This window comes from Neobacillus sp. NRS-1170, from assembly GCF_050468025.1.
This window is the reverse complement of sequence record NZ_JBITPF010000026.1, coordinates 20,844-38,001: the sequence shown is the minus strand read 5'-3', so window position 1 is coordinate 38,001 and position 17,158 is coordinate 20,844. Positions and strand designations below refer to the sequence as shown.

At 41.5% G+C, this 17,158-nt stretch carries 14 protein-coding genes, 1 other RNA gene and 1 pseudogene; 15 read left to right on the top strand and 1 reads right to left on the bottom strand.

Features of this window, described 5'->3' with window-relative positions:
* Positions 1 to 14: 14 nt before the first annotated feature.
* From ACIFOT_RS11775 to ssrA, 13 genes are all read left to right on the top strand, one after another.
* Entirely contained in the window at positions 15 to 266 is a 252-nt protein-coding gene (locus ACIFOT_RS11775) for a glutaredoxin family protein (protein WP_430064677.1), read from the top strand.
* 133 nt (positions 267 to 399) lie between these two features.
* Entirely contained in the window at positions 400 to 1,422 is a 1,023-nt protein-coding gene (locus ACIFOT_RS11770) for a sugar-binding transcriptional regulator (RefSeq protein WP_430064676.1), read from the top strand.
* A gap of 51 nt (positions 1,423 to 1,473) precedes the next feature.
* Entirely contained in the window at positions 1,474 to 2,481 is a 1,008-nt protein-coding gene (gene gap / locus ACIFOT_RS11765; protein ID WP_430064675.1) for a type I glyceraldehyde-3-phosphate dehydrogenase, read from the top strand.
* A gap of 123 nt (positions 2,482 to 2,604) precedes the next feature.
* Entirely contained in the window at positions 2,605 to 3,789 is a 1,185-nt protein-coding gene (locus tag ACIFOT_RS11760; RefSeq protein ID WP_430064674.1) for a phosphoglycerate kinase, read from the top strand.
* 28 nt (positions 3,790 to 3,817) lie between these two features.
* Entirely contained in the window at positions 3,818 to 4,579 is a 762-nt protein-coding gene (gene tpiA / locus ACIFOT_RS11755) for a triose-phosphate isomerase (RefSeq protein ID WP_430064673.1), read from the top strand.
* Entirely contained in the window at positions 4,572 to 6,104 is a 1,533-nt protein-coding gene (gene gpmI / locus ACIFOT_RS11750) for a 2,3-bisphosphoglycerate-independent phosphoglycerate mutase (RefSeq protein WP_430064672.1), read from the top strand. The genes tpiA and gpmI overlap by 8 nt, the downstream gene beginning before the upstream one ends.
* 25 nt (positions 6,105 to 6,129) lie before the next feature.
* Positions 6,130 to 7,428, top strand: a complete 1,299-nt coding sequence (eno, locus tag ACIFOT_RS11745; RefSeq protein WP_430064671.1) for a phosphopyruvate hydratase — start codon at positions 6,130 to 6,132, stop codon at positions 7,426 to 7,428.
* A 122-nt stretch (positions 7,429 to 7,550) separates the two neighbouring features.
* Complete coding sequence (locus ACIFOT_RS11740; protein WP_430064670.1) at positions 7,551 to 8,093, top strand: DUF6241 domain-containing protein; 543 nt, start codon at positions 7,551 to 7,553, stop codon at positions 8,091 to 8,093.
* A 105-nt stretch (positions 8,094 to 8,198) separates the two neighbouring features.
* Positions 8,199 to 8,432: a preprotein translocase subunit SecG gene (gene secG / locus ACIFOT_RS11735; RefSeq protein WP_223592061.1), complete on the top strand. Its 234-nt coding sequence runs from the start codon at positions 8,199 to 8,201 to the stop codon at positions 8,430 to 8,432.
* Between the two features lie 177 nt (positions 8,433 to 8,609).
* Positions 8,610 to 9,356, top strand: coding sequence for an alpha/beta hydrolase (locus ACIFOT_RS11730; RefSeq protein WP_430064669.1), 747 nt, complete (start codon positions 8,610 to 8,612; stop codon positions 9,354 to 9,356).
* Positions 9,357 to 9,370: 14 nt separating this feature from the next.
* Positions 9,371 to 11,788 carry a ribonuclease R gene (gene rnr / locus ACIFOT_RS11725; RefSeq protein WP_430064668.1) on the top strand — a complete coding sequence of 806 codons (2,418 nt, stop codon included), beginning with the start codon at positions 9,371 to 9,373 and terminating at the stop codon, positions 11,786 to 11,788.
* 596 nt (positions 11,789 to 12,384) lie between these two features.
* On the top strand, positions 12,385 to 12,852 hold the full coding sequence (gene smpB / locus ACIFOT_RS11720; protein WP_430064667.1) for an SsrA-binding protein SmpB: 468 nt from the start codon (positions 12,385 to 12,387) through the stop codon (positions 12,850 to 12,852).
* 156 nt (positions 12,853 to 13,008) lie between these two features.
* Positions 13,009 to 13,344, top strand: a transfer-messenger RNA (tmRNA) gene (gene ssrA / locus ACIFOT_RS11715).
* Between the two features lie 624 nt (positions 13,345 to 13,968).
* Here the strand turns inward: ssrA and ACIFOT_RS11710 are convergent.
* The gene (locus ACIFOT_RS11710; RefSeq protein WP_430064666.1) at positions 13,969 to 14,091 is read right to left on the bottom strand and encodes a hypothetical protein; all 123 of its coding nucleotides are present in this window, start codon (positions 14,089 to 14,091) and stop codon (positions 13,969 to 13,971) included.
* 322 nt (positions 14,092 to 14,413) lie between these two features.
* Between ACIFOT_RS11710 and larB the strand changes: the two genes are divergently transcribed.
* Together larB and larC are read left to right on the top strand one after the other, a co-directional pair.
* On the top strand, positions 14,414 to 15,172 hold the full coding sequence (gene larB, locus ACIFOT_RS11705) for a nickel pincer cofactor biosynthesis protein LarB (protein WP_430064665.1): 759 nt from the start codon (positions 14,414 to 14,416) through the stop codon (positions 15,170 to 15,172).
* Positions 15,169 to 16,620, top strand: a pseudogene (gene larC / locus ACIFOT_RS11700) (nickel pincer cofactor biosynthesis protein LarC). The gene larB and the pseudogene larC overlap by 4 nt, the downstream one beginning before the upstream one ends.
* Positions 16,621 to 17,158 lie beyond the last annotated feature (538 nt).

Genomic DNA, 17,158 nt, shown 5'->3' with positions numbered 1-17,158 from the left:
GAAGGAAAAAATCAATGCCGCAAATTACGTTGTATACTAGAAATCGCTGCCCGCTTTGTGATAAGGCAAAGGCCGTACTTCTTGAACTTAAAGAGGAGTGGGATTTCGAACTCAAAGAAATGGATATCGAAGAAAGTGATGAATTAACCGAGCTTTACGGGTTGATGATTCCTGTTGTTCATCTCGATGGGGATGAGGTTGCCTATGGTATGGTTAACAAATTTGACATAAGTAACCGTTTACAGGAAAAAAAGGTGGATTTATAAGTTGAAATAGGTTTTCACTCCTGTTACAATGAAAAATGTAGCAAGGGTGATTTTTTTTGGGTCAGGTGGGACATAATATGTCTAGGGTGGACATTTTTTGCCCAGCAACATATTATAAAGGAGCATGGTAATCATGCAGTCATTCATCGATATCACAAAAAGATTATTACCCGATTTCCTTCAGGTTCTGCAAAAACGTTATTCTATCCTGCGTTACATAGGATTTATGCAGCCGGTAGGAAGAAGAAGTTTAGCCGTTAGCCTTGGGTTTACCGAAAGAATTCTTCGTAGTGAAGTAGACTTCCTCAAAGATCAGCATCTTATTTACATCAACAACGTGGGAATGAGTTTAACTGACGAAGGGAAAAATTTACTAGAAGATTTGGAAGGCCTCATGCGTGAATTAAAGGGTATGGATGTCATGGAGCTGGAATTAAAACACCGTCTGGGCATTCGAAAAGTTATAATTGTACCCGGTGATAGTGATGAGTCCTCTATGGTAAAAGGCGAACTTGGCAAGGCATGTGCAGCCTGCATGAAAAGGCTTCTTGAAGGAAAAAATATCATCGCAGTAACAGGCGGGTCCACGATGGCGGCTGTTGCAGATAGACTTTCGCCAGAGATTTCGAATAAGGAATTATTGTTTGTTCCGGCCCGCGGCGGAGTGGGGGAGGATGTCCATAATCAAGCAAACACGATCAGCTCGATTATGTCTCAAAACACTCATTCAAAGCATCGCGTCTTTTATGTTCCCGACCAAGTCAGTATGGAGATTTATGAATCGCTGATTAAAGAACCTGACATTCATGAGGTTTTAAACCTGATTAGGTCAGCAAGCATGGTTCTCCACGGAATTGGGGATGCTATCACAATGGCCAAAAGGAGAAAAAGCAGTCCTGACATCTTAAAAAAGCTTGAACAGGAAAAAGCTGCTTCTGAAGCATTTGGTTACTATTTTAATGAAGAAGGCGAGATAGTCCACAAGGTTCTGACGATTGGTCTCCAGCTTGAAGACTTAGCAAACATTCCGAACGTGATTGCGGTGGCAGGGGGAGCATCAAAGGCAAAAGCAATCAAAGCCTATATGAAACAAGCGCCGGCATCGACGATCTTAATCACCGATGAAGGTGTCGCAACCAGGTTATTGAAAGGGTAAATCCTTTTAAAAAATATACATCTTTACCCAAATAAAAGGAGGAATTTTATCATGGCAGTTAAAGTTGGTATTAATGGATTTGGACGTATTGGTCGTAACGTATTTCGTGCGGCATTAAAACATAACAATGTGGAAATCGTGGCAATTAACGATTTAACAGATGCAAATATGCTTGCTCATCTTTTAAAATATGATACTGTTCACGGAACTCTTGCTGAAGATGTAACAGTTGACGGTGAATACCTAGTTGTTGGCGGACACAAAGTAAAGGTTATCGCTGAGCGCGACCCTGCACAGCTTGGCTGGGGCGACCTTGGTGTGGATGTAGTAGTTGAATCAACTGGACGTTTCACAAAGCGTGAAGATGCTGCGAAACACCTTGAAGCAGGTGCTAAGAAAGTCATCATTTCTGCTCCAGCTTCTAACGAAGATATCACAATCGTTATGGGTGTTAACGAAGACAAGTACGATGCGGCTAACCACCACGTACTTTCAAACGCTTCTTGTACAACAAACTGCTTAGCGCCATTTGCTAAAGTGTTAAACGATACTTTTGGAATCAAGCGCGGTATGATGACAACTGTTCACTCATACACAAATGACCAACAAATCCTTGACTTGCCGCACAAAGACTACCGTCGTGCTCGTGCTGCAGCTGAAAACATAATCCCAACAACAACAGGTGCTGCAAAAGCGGTTGCTCTAGTTTTACCAGAATTAAAGGGTAAATTAAATGGTATGGCAATGCGCGTTCCAACTCCAAACGTTTCTGTTGTAGACTTAGTTGCTGAATTAGAAAAAGAAGTAACTGCTGAAGAAATCAACGTAGCATTAAAAGCAGCGGCTGAAGGCCCATTAAAAGGAATTTTAGCTTACACTGAGCTTCCATTAGTTTCTACAGACTTTAACGGAAGCACTGCTTCTTCAACAATTGATGCATTGTCTACAATGGTTCTTGAAGGCAACATGGTAAAAGTATTATCTTGGTACGACAACGAAGTTGGTTACTCAAACCGTGTTGTTGACTTAGTAGATTATATTGCTTCTAAAGGACTATAATATTGGATTGAATTTCCAACAATAAATCATTTATAATGGTTAATGGTATTCCAAGGGGAGTGGGGAGGATTCCCCCTCTCCTTTTTTATTGCACGTCACTTACATATGTGGGAGGTCCTTTACTTGAACAAGAAAACCTTAAAAGATGTCGATGTAAAAGGCAAACGCGTATTTTGCCGGGTTGATTTCAACGTTCCAATGCAAGATGGAAGAATTACGGATGAAACACGAATCCGTGCCGCATTGCCAACAATTCAGTATTTAGTAGACAATGGTGCAAAGGTGATTTTAGCGAGCCATTTTGGCCGTCCGAAGGGTAAAGTTGTTGAAGAGATGCGCTTGACTCCAGTTGGTGTTAGACTGTCTGAGCTTCTTGGCAAAGAAGTGAATAAGGCGGATGAAGCTTATGGTGATTCAGTTAAGGCAACGATTGATACCATGAACGAAGGCGACGTTCTTCTGCTTGAAAATGTTCGCTTCTATCCTGGTGAAGAAAAGAATGATCCGGAACTTGCTAAATCATTTGCTGAACTTGCTGATGTTTATGTGAATGATGCCTTTGGCGCTGCACACCGTGCCCATGCTTCAACTGAAGGAGTAGCTCACTATCTTCCAGCTGTATCTGGCTTTTTAATGGAAAAAGAACTTGAAGTACTTGGCAAGGCTCTTTCCAATCCAGAGCGTCCTTTTACAGCGATTATCGGCGGTGCGAAAGTAAAGGATAAGATTGGTGTAATTGAAAATCTCCTAGAATTAGTAGATAACTTAATTATTGGCGGCGGCCTTGCTTATACATTTGTAAAAGCACAAGGTCATGAAATCGGAAAATCTCTGCTAGAAGCAGATAAAATTGAACTTGCTAAGTCATTTATGGAAAAAGCAAAGGCGAAAGGTGTTAACTTCTACATGCCAGTTGACGCTATTGTTGCTGATGATTTCTCTGCAGATGCTAACACTAAAGTAGTCTCAATCGAAGAAATTCCTGCTGACTGGGAAGCCCTGGATATTGGACCAAAAACGGCTGAAATCTATCGTGATGTCATTCAAAAATCTAAGCTGGTGATTTGGAACGGACCGATGGGTGTGTTTGAAATCGATAAATTCGCTGGCGGAACAAAAGCGGTAGCAGAAGCACTTGCTGAAGCAGAGGGCGCTTATTCCGTTATCGGTGGCGGAGATTCTGCAGCAGCAGTTGAAAAGTTTAATTTAGCGGAAAAAATGAGCCATATTTCCACAGGCGGCGGTGCCTCACTTGAGTTTATGGAAGGCAAAGCATTGCCAGGCGTTGTGGCCTTGAACGATAAATAATTTTTTTCACCAGAAAGGATGTGCCTCAATGCGTAAACCAATCATTGCAGGAAACTGGAAAATGAACAAAACCATTTCGGAAGCAAAAAGCTTTGCAGAAGAAGTAAAAGGACTTGTACCAGCTCCAGACAAGATGGATTCAGTCATTTGTGCACCTGCTTTATTTTTACAAAGCCTATTAGAAGTTACTGCAGGCAGCGATGTGAAAATTGGTGCCCAAAACATGCACTTTGAAGAAAGCGGTGCGTTTACGGGAGAAATCAGCCCTAAGGCACTTGCTGACCTTGGCGTACAATATGTGATTATTGGACACTCTGAACGACGTGAAATGTTCAATGAAACGGATGAATCTGTTAACAAGAAAACTCTTGCGGCCTTTAAATACAACTTAACTCCAATCGTATGCTGCGGCGAAACGTTAGAACAGCGTGAAAATGGTGAAACAAACCAATTAGTCGGTGACCAAGTTGCAAAGGCACTAGCTGGTTTAACAGAGGAGCAAGTGAAACAAACGGTCATTGCTTACGAACCGATTTGGGCAATTGGAACAGGTAAATCTTCCACTTCTAAAGATGCCAATGACGTATGTGCCCATATCCGTCAAGTAATTGCACAGCAATTTTCACAAGATGTTGCCGACGCAGTAAGAATTCAATATGGCGGCAGCGTAAAGCCGGAAAATATTAAAGAATATATGGCGGAGTCAGATATTGATGGTGCATTAGTAGGCGGCGCAAGCCTTGAAGCACAATCATTTTTGCAATTACTGGAGGCAGGTAAGTATGAGTAAATCTCCAGTTGCTCTGATCATCCTCGATGGCTTTGGATGCAGGGGCGAATCGAAAGGGAATGCCGTGGCACAGTCGAAAAAACCAAATTTTGACCGGTTTTGGAGCACCTACCCACATTCCCACTTAACAGCTTCAGGTGAGGCGGTCGGTCTTCCTGAAGGACAAATGGGAAACTCCGAGGTTGGGCACTTGAATATCGGTGCCGGCCGCATAGTTTATCAAAGCTTAACACGTGTTAACATCGCGATCCGCGAAGGTGAATTTGAAAAAAATGAAACCTTTACCGGCGCCATGGAGCATGTGAAGAAAAACGGTACAGCCCTTCATTTATTCGGTTTACTATCTGACGGTGGTGTTCACAGCCACATCAGCCATATGTTTGCCTTGCTTAAGCTGGCTAAAGAAGAAGGCGTGGAAAAAGTTTATGTTCATGCCTTTCTTGATGGCCGTGATGTCGGTCCGAAGACTGCTGCAACATATATTCAGCAAACACTGGATAAAATGAAGGAGTATGGTGTCGGCGAGTTCGCCACCATTTCTGGAAGATACTATTCCATGGACAGGGACAAGCGCTGGGAGCGCGTTGAAAAGTCCTATCGTTCGATGGTATACGGTGAGGGACCAACTTATAGCAATCCGTTAGAGGTAGTGGAGGATTCCTACTCACATGGAATCTTTGACGAATTCGTGCTTCCATCGGTGATCACAAAAGAAGATGGCCAGCCAGTTGCCACTATTCAAAACAATGATGCTGTTATTTTCTATAACTTCCGTCCAGACCGTGCGATTCAAATTTCGAACACGTTCACGAACGAAGATTTCCGTGCGTTTGACCGCGGACCAAAGCATCCGAAGGATTTGTTCTTTGTTTGCTTAACCCACTTCAGTGAATCGGTCAATGGTTATGTTGCTTTTAAACCGAGTAACTTGGACAATACTTTAGGCGAAGTGCTGTCGCAGAATAATTTGAAGCAGCTGCGGATTGCGGAAACAGAAAAATATCCGCATGTCACCTTCTTTATGAGCGGCGGTCGTGAAGCTAAGTTCCCTGGCGAAGAACGGATTTTAATCAACTCTCCAAAGGTTGCAACCTATGACCTTAAGCCGGAAATGAGTGCTTATGAAGTAACGGATGCGCTTCTAAATGAAATTCAAAATGATAAATTTGATGCCATTATCTTAAATTTTGCCAATCCAGATATGGTCGGACATTCAGGGATGCTTGAGCCTACCATTAAGGCGATTGAAACTGTTGATGAATGCTTAGGAAAAATTGTCGATTTAATCCTTGAAAAAGGCGGCACAGCCATCATTACAGCTGACCATGGCAATGCAGACGAAGTAATAACTTTGGAAGGCGAGCCAATGACAGCTCACACAACAAATCCTGTACCGGTTATCGTAACAAAGCAAGGTGTAGATCTACGTGAAGGCGGAATCCTTGGGGATTTAGCGCCAACCATGTTAGACTTATTAAATGTGGAAAAACCAGCAGAAATGACTGGTACATCTTTAATAAAATAATCCAATTTTAAGGAGAGAAAAACAAATGCCATTTATTGCTGATGTATATGCACGTGAAGTATTAGATTCCCGCGGTAATCCTACAGTTGAAGTTGAAGTTTTCACTGAATCCGGCGCTTTTGGCCGCGCTTTAGTTCCAAGCGGTGCTTCAACTGGTGAATACGAAGCTGTTGAGCTTCGTGACGGCGACAAAGAACGCTACCTTGGAAAAGGTGTTCTTAAAGCGGTTGACAATGTAAACGAAATTATTGCTCCAATGCTTGTTGGCGAAGAGTTCAGCGTCCTTGATCAAGTGGCTGTTGATAACGCCTTAATCGAGCTTGACGGCACAGACAATAAAGGTAAATTAGGTGCAAATGCCATCCTTGGTGTCTCTATGGCGGTTGCTCATGCGGCTGCAAACTACTTAGATATTCCTTTATACCAATACCTTGGCGGCTTCAACGCTAAGCAGCTTCCTGTGCCAATGATGAACATCGTTAACGGCGGCGAGCATGCTGATAACAATGTGGACATCCAAGAATTCATGGTTATGCCAGTAGGTGCTCCAAGCTTTAAAGAAGCACTTCGCATGGGTGCAGAAATTTTCCACAGCTTAAAATCAGTTTTAAAATCTAAAGGTCTTAACACTGCTGTTGGTGATGAAGGCGGCTTTGCACCAAACCTAGGTTCTAACGAAGAAGCACTTCAAACGATTGTGGAAGCTATCGAAAAAGCCGGCTACAAGCCTGGCGAAGAAGTCATGCTGGCAATGGATGCTGCATCTTCCGAATTCTACAATAAAGAAGATGGAAAATACCATCTTGCAGGCGAAGGTGTTGTGAAGACTTCTGCAGAAATGGTTGATTGGTATGCAGAACTTTGCTCTAAATATCCAATCATTTCAATCGAAGACGGCTTAGACGAAAACGACTGGGAAGGCCACAAGCTATTAACCGAGCGTCTTGGCAAAAAAGTTCAATTAGTTGGTGACGATTTATTTGTTACTAACACTAAAAAATTAGCTGAAGGTATTGAAAAAGGAATTGGCAACGCCATCCTAATCAAAGTTAACCAAATCGGTACTCTTACTGAAACGTTTGATGCGATTGAAATGGCAAAACGCGCTGGTTATACAGCTGTAATTTCCCACCGCTCTGGTGAAACAGAAGACAACACAATCGCTGACATTGCCGTTGCAACGAACGCAGGTCAAATCAAGACTGGAGCTCCATCACGTACAGACCGTGTGGCAAAATACAACCAATTGCTTCGCATTGAAGACCAATTAGGTGAAAATAGCCAATATAACGGATTTAAATCATTCTACAATCTTAAGAAGTAATTTTTATTAAAAAACCCTTGCCCCTAATGGGCAAGGGTTTTGCATTTTTGGGAATAAAAAAGCAGGGAAATAACCAGTTCATGTTTAATATAAAAATAAACAAAAAAACTGGGGAGACATAGATGAAAAAATATTTATCTAAACTATCACGGACTCAACAAATCATTATTCTCTTTGCTGTCCTCTCTTTAGGATTTATTTATTATTTTTCAAAAGGAGCACTGCCAGTTCAAAAGGATGCGGTAACCGTAAATGTACAAAAAACGGACAAAGGAGAAACCGTCATTCAAATTCAGGATAAGAACAGTGAAGAAATTGCTAAAGACTTTCCTTTAAATATGTCCGAAAATGACATGAGGGATGTCATTCACCAAATGTCACATCAAAAGGTAGTGGCTGATAAAAAGTGGGGAGCGATTCCGCTAACCAATAAGCGGGTAAATCGATTATTAGAAGTAGTAAAAGAAAATCAGGCGAACTATATAAACACGGATGTTTATTACGGTATTTTAAAGCGCTGGGCTAAAGGGGATTTTTCCCGTGCGGATGAAGACCATAATGCAATCTGGAGCCTTCAAAAAGGGACCGTAGGGAAAGCAGATGGACTTGCCTCCTCCAAAGAAGAAAGAGATTTTATCGAAGAGAATTTCAAAGTTAAACAATAAACGGCATTCCCAAAAGCTGTCACAATAACTCCTATTGTTAAAAGGGAAATAATATGGTAAATTAAGAATACTGTGAAATGTACGCTCTAACAGGAGGTGGCCTTCATGCATGCATTAATTGTTACATTATTAGTAATCGTAAGTATTGGACTTATTATTGTTGTATTACTTCAATCAGGTAAAAGCGCTGGATTATCTGGTGCCATTTCAGGTGGTGCTGAATCCTTATTCGGTAAGCAAAAAGCACGTGGAATTGATTTGATCCTACATCGTATTACGATTGTATTATCTGTTTTATTTTTCCTGCTCGCTCTTGCTGTTACTTACTTTAAAATCTAATATTAAAAAATGCAAAACCTGGCCAGTGGGTCAGGTTTTTTGTGTGTAGAAATGGATGCTCTCGAATTAATTGTGTAAACAGGTGAAATTCACTTTCCATAAGCCTTTTTTCTGGAATGTTCATCACTGCTTTGCTTAAACTAAGATAAGCTAATAGATATAGAAGGAGTTTTTTGCATGAGAGTTACTTTACCAAAGCCATTTACCTTTGAGGGAGGAAAGCGAGCGGTTCTTTTGCTGCATGGATTCACCGGTAATTCTGCGGATGTCCGGATGCTGGGACGATTCCTTGAAAAAAAAGGCTATACCAGCCATGCGCCGCATTACAAAGGGCATGGGGTCCCGCCAGAAGAACTCGTTCACACCGGTCCTGAGGATTGGTGGGAGGACGTTCTAAAGGGATATGAATTTTTGAAAAATAAAGGCCATGAAGAGATTGCGGTGGCGGGACTTTCCCTTGGCGGCGTATTTTCTTTGAAATTAGGATACACTGTACCTATAAAAGGAATTGTAACGATGTGTGCGCCTATGTATATAAAAAGTGAAGACGTGATGTACGAGGGAGTTCTCGATTATGCACGGGAATTTAAGAAACGGGAAGGAAAAACAGACGAGCAAATCGAATTGGAAATGAACGAGTTTAAAAAGACACCGATGAACACCTTAAAAGCGCTGCAGGGATTAATCGCAGAGGTTCGCGATAATGTCGACATGATTTATGCGCCAACCTTCGTGGTCCAAGCACGCCACGACAATATGATCAACACCGAAAGTGCCAATATTATTTACAACGAAATCGAGTCAGTTGAAAAGGAAATCAAATGGTACGAAGAGTCTGGACACGTCATTACGCTTGATAAGGAACGCGACCAGCTGCATGAGGACGTTTTCGCCTTTTTAGAAAAACTGGACTGGCGCGATTAAAAGGAGAGATTTTTTTGGAAGAAAACATACAAAAGCACATTGACAGGCTTTTGCAATATATGAAAGACGAGGCATACAAGCCATTAACAGTTCAAGAACTGGAAGCAGCATTTGGCATTGAAGATTCCAGTGCCTTTAAGGAATTTGTCAAAGCCCTCGTGCAAATGGAGGAAAAAGGGCTGGTTGTCCGTACCCGCAGCAACCGCTACGGCCTTCCGGAAAAAATGAATTTAATCCGCGGTAAGTTGACTGGGCATGCGAAAGGCTTTGCTTTTGTCGTTCCTGATGAACCGGGTATGGATGACATTTTTATCCCGCCAAATGAAACAAACACTGCGATGCATGGCGATACGGTCTTAGCCCGGGTTTCTTCAGAATCGTCCGGGCAGCGCCGGGAAGGAAGCATTATCCGCATCATTGAGCGCGGCGTCCAACAAGTAGTTGGAACCTATGTGGAAAGCAAAAGCTTCGGGTTTGTGATTCCCGATGATAAAAAGTTTGCCAGTGATATTTTCATACCTAAATCAGCATCAAAGGGAGCCGTCGAGGGTCATAAAGTAGTGGTGAAGCTTGTCACCTATCCGGAAGGGCGAAAAAGTGCAGAGGGTGAAGTCATCACTATTCTCGGTCACAAAAACGACCCTGGAGTTGATATTCTTTCGGTTATACATAAGCACGGACTGCCGATGGCGTTTCCTGACGATGTATTAAAGCAAGCAAATGAAACGCCAGATACCATTGATGAAAGTGAATTGGCCAACCGCCGCGACCTCCGCAACGAAACCATTGTAACGATTGACGGGGCTGATGCGAAGGATCTTGATGATGCCGTAACCGTTACGAAGCTTGAAAACGGCAACTATAAGCTCGGTGTTCATATTGCCGATGTCAGCTATTATGTTAAAGAAGGAACACCTATAGACGTTGAGGCAGAGGACAGGGCGACAAGTGTATACCTAGTAGACCGAGTGATTCCGATGATTCCGCACCGGTTATCGAATGGAATCTGTTCGTTAAATCCAAAGGTGGACCGGTTAGTTTTATCGTGTGAAATGGAAATTACATCTGAAGGTACTGTAGATTCGCATGAAATTTTTCAAAGTGTAATTAAAACAACGGAGCGGATGACCTACCATGATGTGAACCGAATCCTAATCGATAAAGACGAAGAAACTCGCACACGTTACGAACCTCTTGTTCCGATGTTTGAATTGATGGAAGAGCTCGCGGCGATTCTTCGAAACAAACGGATGAAGCGAGGAGCCATAGATTTTGATTTTAAAGAATCAAAGGTATTAGTTGATGAGGAAGGCAAGCCAACAGATGTCATTCTTCGTGAGCGCTCAGTAGCAGAGCGATTAATAGAGGAGTTTATGTTAGCGGCAAACGAAACGGTTGCTGAACATTTCCACTGGATGGAGGTTCCGTTTATTTACCGTATACACGAGGATCCCAAGGAAGATAAGCTGCGGAAGTTTTTCGAGTTTATCACGAACTTTGGCTACATTGTAAAAGGAACTGCTAACGATGTTCATCCTAGAGCTTTGCAGGAAATTATCGAAGAGGTTCAAGGAAAACCGGAGGAAATGGTTGTTTCAACGGTTATGCTCCGTTCAATGCAGCAGGCAAAGTATGATCCTGAGAGTCTCGGACATTTCGGCTTATCAACCGAGTTTTATACTCATTTCACATCGCCGATCCGCCGTTATCCTGATACCATTGTTCATCGCTTGATTCGTACTTATTTGATTGAAGGAAAGCTGGATGAAGCGACACGGGAAAAATGGAATGCCCAATTGCCGGAAATCGCCCAGCATTCTTCGAAAATGGAGCGCCGTGCCGTAGATGCCGAGCGTGAAACGGATGAATTGAAGAAAGCCGAATATATGGAGGACAAGATTGGTGTTGAGTATGACGGCATTATTAGCTCGGTGACCAATTTTGGTATGTTTGTCGAGCTTCCTAATACGATCGAAGGTCTTGTCCATGTCAGCTATATGACCGATGATTATTACCGATTTGATGAGCGCCATTATGCGATGATTGGCGAGCGGACAGGAAATGTGTTCCGTATCGGTGATGAAATTACTGTTCGTGTTGTGAAAGTGAACAAGGAAGAACGGGTTATTGATTTTGAAATTGTCGGCATGAAGGGGACACCGCGACGCGAACGTTCAGAAACACCAAAAGTTTTTAAAACCGGCAGTGACACCAATAAGCCGCGCAGGAATAAACAGCAGGGTGGGCAGAATCAAGACCGTAATCAAGGTAGAAGCCAAGGGCGAAACAAAGGGCGCAATCAAGGCGGCAGCCAGCAAGGTAGTTCTGACGCCGGCGGCGGTCAAGGCAAAAAGACGAAAAAGAAACGTAAATTTTACGAAAATGTCCCAAAAAATAAGAGCACGAAGCGGAAAAACAAACGGAATTTTTAAACATGTAAAAAGCAGTGCACATGCATTGCTTTTTTATTTATAAAATTGAAAATAGAGATTAGCCGTTGAAAAGAAAGATTTATAAAGCACGTAAAGTAGATAATTGGGAGCTAACAGTCGATAAGACCATTTTATAAAGCCCGTGAAGCCAAAAAAAGAGAAATCGAGGTCGATAAGACCTGTTTATTAAGACTGTGAAGCCGAAAAAGAGAGGCCGAGGTGGATAAGACCGGTTCATAAAGCCCGTGAAGCAGTAAAAAGAGAGGTCGAGGTCGATAAGACCGGTTCATAAAGCCCGTGAAGCAGTAAAAAGAGAGGTCGAGGTCGATAAGACCTGTTTATAAAGCCCTTGAAGCAGTAAAAAGAGAGGTCGAGGTCGATAAGACTGGTTCATAAAGCCCGTGAAGCCGAAAAAAGGGAGGTCGAGGTCGATAAGACCTGTTTATAAAGCCCGTGAAGCTGAAAAAATTGTCTTCACGGTCGATAAGAGACTGTCTCATAAAGTCCACAAACCAATAACAGTGTGACTGCCATTCTTTTAATTGTACATGCTAGTTTATTTTGCTAAAATAAAATGCATAAACGAGGTGAAAAATATGCCAAAAGGTGAAGGGAAAGTCGTTGCGAATAATAAAAAGGCTTACCATGATTATTTTATCGAAGAAACATACGAAGCAGGCATCGTTCTTCAGGGGACAGAGATAAAGTCCATTCGCGCAGGAAAAATAAATCTCAAGGATTCCTATGCGCGAATAATAAATGGGGAAGCTGTATTAATTGGATTGCACATTAGCCCATACGAGCAGGGGAATCGTTACAATCACGACCCATTGCGAACAAGAAAGCTTTTGCTTCATAAGCGTGAAATCAATAAGCTGATTGGTGAAACCAAAGAAGCAGGATATGCACTTGTTCCTTTAAAAATGTATTTGAAAAATGGTTTTTGCAAGGTATTAATCGGCCTGGCAAAAGGTAAGAAAAATTATGATAAGCGTGAGGCGTTAAAGCAAAAAGAAGCGAAGCGTGAAATCGAGCGGGCATTCCGCGATCGTCAGAAAATGTAACTTACAAATAATTACAATTGAAAAATACGTACAGTGTGTTATAATAAGTTTGTCGCTAAGTTGCGACACAATCTTTTGCTCAAACAACTTGTTGAGCATCCGATATCGTCTGCTAGAAACATTAAGTTGTTTTAGCACATTTTATAATGGGGACGCTACGGATTCGACAGGGGTAGTTCGAGCTTGGGTTGCGAGTCGAGGGGATCGGCCTCGTTAAAACGTCAACGCCTATAACTGGCAAAACTAACAACAACTTAGCTTTCGCAGCTTAATACTGCATAGCTGTTCGCCCCTCCATCGCCTATGTGGTAGGGTAGCGGACTCACTCTTAGTAGGCTACGCCGGAGTCCACCGTCTGAGGGCGAAGGAAGAGAACAACCAGACTAGCTGACCGGACGCCTGTCGATAGGCAAATGGCTCAGCGAAACGCGAATATGTCGACTACACTCGTAGAAGCTTAAGTGCCGATATCTTTGGACGCGGGTTCGATTAGTAATTAGTCGCCTTGTGTGGTAACACACAAGTGAAAATTCGGCTTTATCGGTGAAACCTAAGTCGCTCAAATGACGATAAGGCAATGCCGAGCGGTATGTGGAGTAATCCAACAGCCGTGTATCGACTTATAGGCTGCCATGTTTAAGTGGTAGTACTAGGATGCGAAATTCAGCCTCTTAAAGGCAAATATATGTTTCGCATAATACGCCGGAGGACCTGTTTCATTAGCAGGTTCAAGATATAGTCAGTGCCATGACGAAAGCATGGAAACGCACGTCCCGCCGTCTCCACCATACATAGGTGGATAACAAGACTAGCTGAGAAGCTGGTCTTTTTTATATTTGAAAAAAAAATTTCTCAAAAGCTATTTTCTTTTTAAGTAATTCCTTATTATATTTACCGTTCCTTGGAGTGCACTTTTCATAGTTTTCCAGTATCCATAAGGCTCGATTTCTTTTTTTGTTAACTCTAAGAAACGGGGAAATTTCTTTTAAAGTTAATAAGACTGTCTCTTTTTTCTTTATATTTAAGGTAAATGAATCTTTGTGACGATTAGGATTATAGTTCTTTTTTGTATTGAGTTGTCCTCCGACTAACGATTGAATGTAAACTAAGAGTTCTTTATCTGTTGAGGCGATTGAAATACAAGGGTCGCCGATGTTCATTTTCATGCATTTTTGTTAAAGAAATGGAGCCTTCACCATCAATAATCCCCGCAATATAAGCTGCTTCCCAGCATTCCATTAGGGACTATACCTCCTTTATTAAAATTAAAATTATCATAAAACAGAACATTCGTTCTGTTTTTATTTTACTATAACTATCAAAAATTTTCAATAATATGGAAATGTGAAAAACGGAAATTAATACGAATTGACAAAACCAAAGTAATAGTAAGAATCTTTTGGCTATGTATTTACCGGAAAATATTCTATAATGGGGGGGCTATAAAAATACTGGCAGTATGAAATGTTATCTAATGATGTTTCAAAGTATTTTTGAACCTGTCAAGGAAAATAATGGGAAATATGGATTAGGAAAACAGATTGTTTAGGGTGTGAAAATAATGCTGGAAGAGATATTGCAGCAAGTTCAAGAGGGCAAATTAAGTGTTTCAGAGGCGAAAGATAAGTTAGCCACATATGAGAATTTAGGCTTTGCCAAGGTCGATCATCATCGCAAGAATCGTCAAGGGTTCCCGGAAGTGATTTATGGGGAAGGGAAGACGAAAGAACAAATCTTTTCCATCATTCAAGCCATCAAATTAAAAGGTAATGATGTCTTAGTTACACGGATTTCAGAAGAAAAGGCTGATTTTATTCTTCGTGAGCATCCTGAATTTATCTATAATGAAACAGCGCAGATTCTCTTCTGGAAAGAGAACAAAAATAGTAAGGATTCTTATCAAGGCTACGTTGCCATTGTTTGTGCTGGCACATCCGATTTGAGGGTGGCTGAAGAAGCAGCAGTAACTGCAGAGGCATTAGGAAGTGAAGTACGCCGCTTTTATGATGTAGGTGTTGCTGGGATTCACCGATTATTTGACAATATTGAACAAATCCAACAGGCGACTGTATCAGTAGTAGTAGCAGGAATGGAAGGAGCTCTTCCAAGTGTTGTTGGCGGGCTCGTATCGCATCCGGTCATTGCCGTTCCAACCAGCATTGGTTATGGCGCTAATTTCCATGGTTTATCAGCATTATTGACCATGTTGAATTCGTGCGCGTCTGGCATAAGTGTTGTGAATATCGACAATGGGTTTGGTGCTGCCTACAACGCTGTACTGATTGATAACATCGCAAGAAAAGGAGGCAACAAGGGATGAAAACACTTTATATCGATTGTTTTTCGGGGATCAGCGGTGATATGTTCATTGGAGCGCTTTTAGATGCAGGGGCAGATTCGGCTGTATTAGAAAATGAATTAAAAAAGCTTAATTTTGAAGATGAATATCAATTAACGTGGAAGAAAATTGTGAAGAACGGAATCACAAGTACTAAGTTTGATGTAGTGTTAGCACAAACTGGTCACCAACATGCACACGATCACCATCACGAACATGACCATCATCATGCACATGACCACCATCACGAGCATGACCACCATCATGCTCACGATCACCATCACGAGCATGACGACCATCATGCACATGATCACCATCACGAGAATGACGACCATCATGAGCATGTCCACCATCATGGACATGACCACCATCACGAGCATGACCACCAACATGCACACGATCACCATGATCACCATGATCACCATCATCATCACCGTTCATACAGTGATATTGTAAAAATGATTGAATCATCCGAATTGGCACCTGAAGTGAAAGAGACTTCATTAAAAATCTTTCGGAAAATTGGTGAAGCAGAAGGACATATTCACGGGATGCCATTAGAAAAAGTTCATTTTCATGAAGTAGGTGCAGTCGATTCGATTATTGATATTGTTGGAGCTGCCATCTTAATTCATCAGTTAGACATTAAAAAAATAAAATCTTCAGCTGTTCCTGTCGGCTCAGGAAAAATACATATTGATCACGGTATTTATCCAGTTCCAGCACCAGCCACACTAGAGGTATTAAAAGGTGTACCGATTGAACAAAGTAACGTGCGATTTGAACTTACAACCCCAACGGGTGCAGCTATTGTAGCAGTGCTGGCAGAAGAATTTTGCGCGATTCCATCTATGAAAGTAGAATCAATTGGGTACGGTGCTGGAACAAAAACTTTTAAAGACCGTCCAAATGTACTCCGTGTCATTGTTGGAGAATAGGCCGTAGGAGGAGTAAAATTGGTTTCACATCCTCATAACAACGAACATATTGATGATGAAATGGTCAAGATGGAAGTGAATCTTGATGATGTACCGGGTGAATGGCTCGGTTATGTCATGGATTTACTTTTTGAAGCAGGGGCGAATGATGTATTTTATACCCCCATCTATATGAAAAAAAATCGGCCGGGAGTTATGTTGCAGCTTCTTTCCTCACGACACAAATTAGAAAAAATGAAAGAAATATTATTTAACGAAACCACCACTTTAGGGGTGCGCTATTATCCCTTAACGGTCCATCGGCTTGAGAGACAGTTTAAGCGCGTCGAAACCGTGTGGGGCCCTGTGACAGTGAAAGAAGGATATTATCAAGGCCTGCTTGTCCAAAGAGCCCCAGAGTATGAGGAGTGTAAAGAAATAGCCAAACTTCATCGTATCCCTTTGAAACAAGTATATGAGCAGGTTTGGAAGAAACTCGATCAAGATGAATAAAAATGTTCAAAAAGCGGGTAAAGGTTTCGGGCCTTTATCCGCTTTTTTATATCATTAATAGTTGGTAATACCTTGCAGATTTTAGGAGAAAATAAATATAGTTCCAACAAACGATAAAAGGTCAATTCGCCCAATTATGTTGCGAGAATAAGAGGTGATCTTTCATTCAAAATAATATTTGTTGAAAAAACTAACAAAAAAATAATACAGCTTGTCCTATTGACAACTTTTAATGAAGATTATAAAATGATAACGTTAACATGTGATGCGATATACGACAGTTCTTGCGAAAACTATAATCACGCCTGACAATATTGTTGCAATTTTATCTTTAGGCAAAGAAAATAGTGTTTTATAGAACAACATTTCTAACTCAAGCGAATAATAGGGAATAAAGATCAGTGAGTCTACACTCCTGATATTTTTATCCGCTTTGATGAAAGCATTTGCAAACGTGCCGAGAGTCACTATGCGAAAGTGCAGAAACGTTGTATGTAAGAACAATCGATATACGTCATATGTAAAAGAAATCATTTAA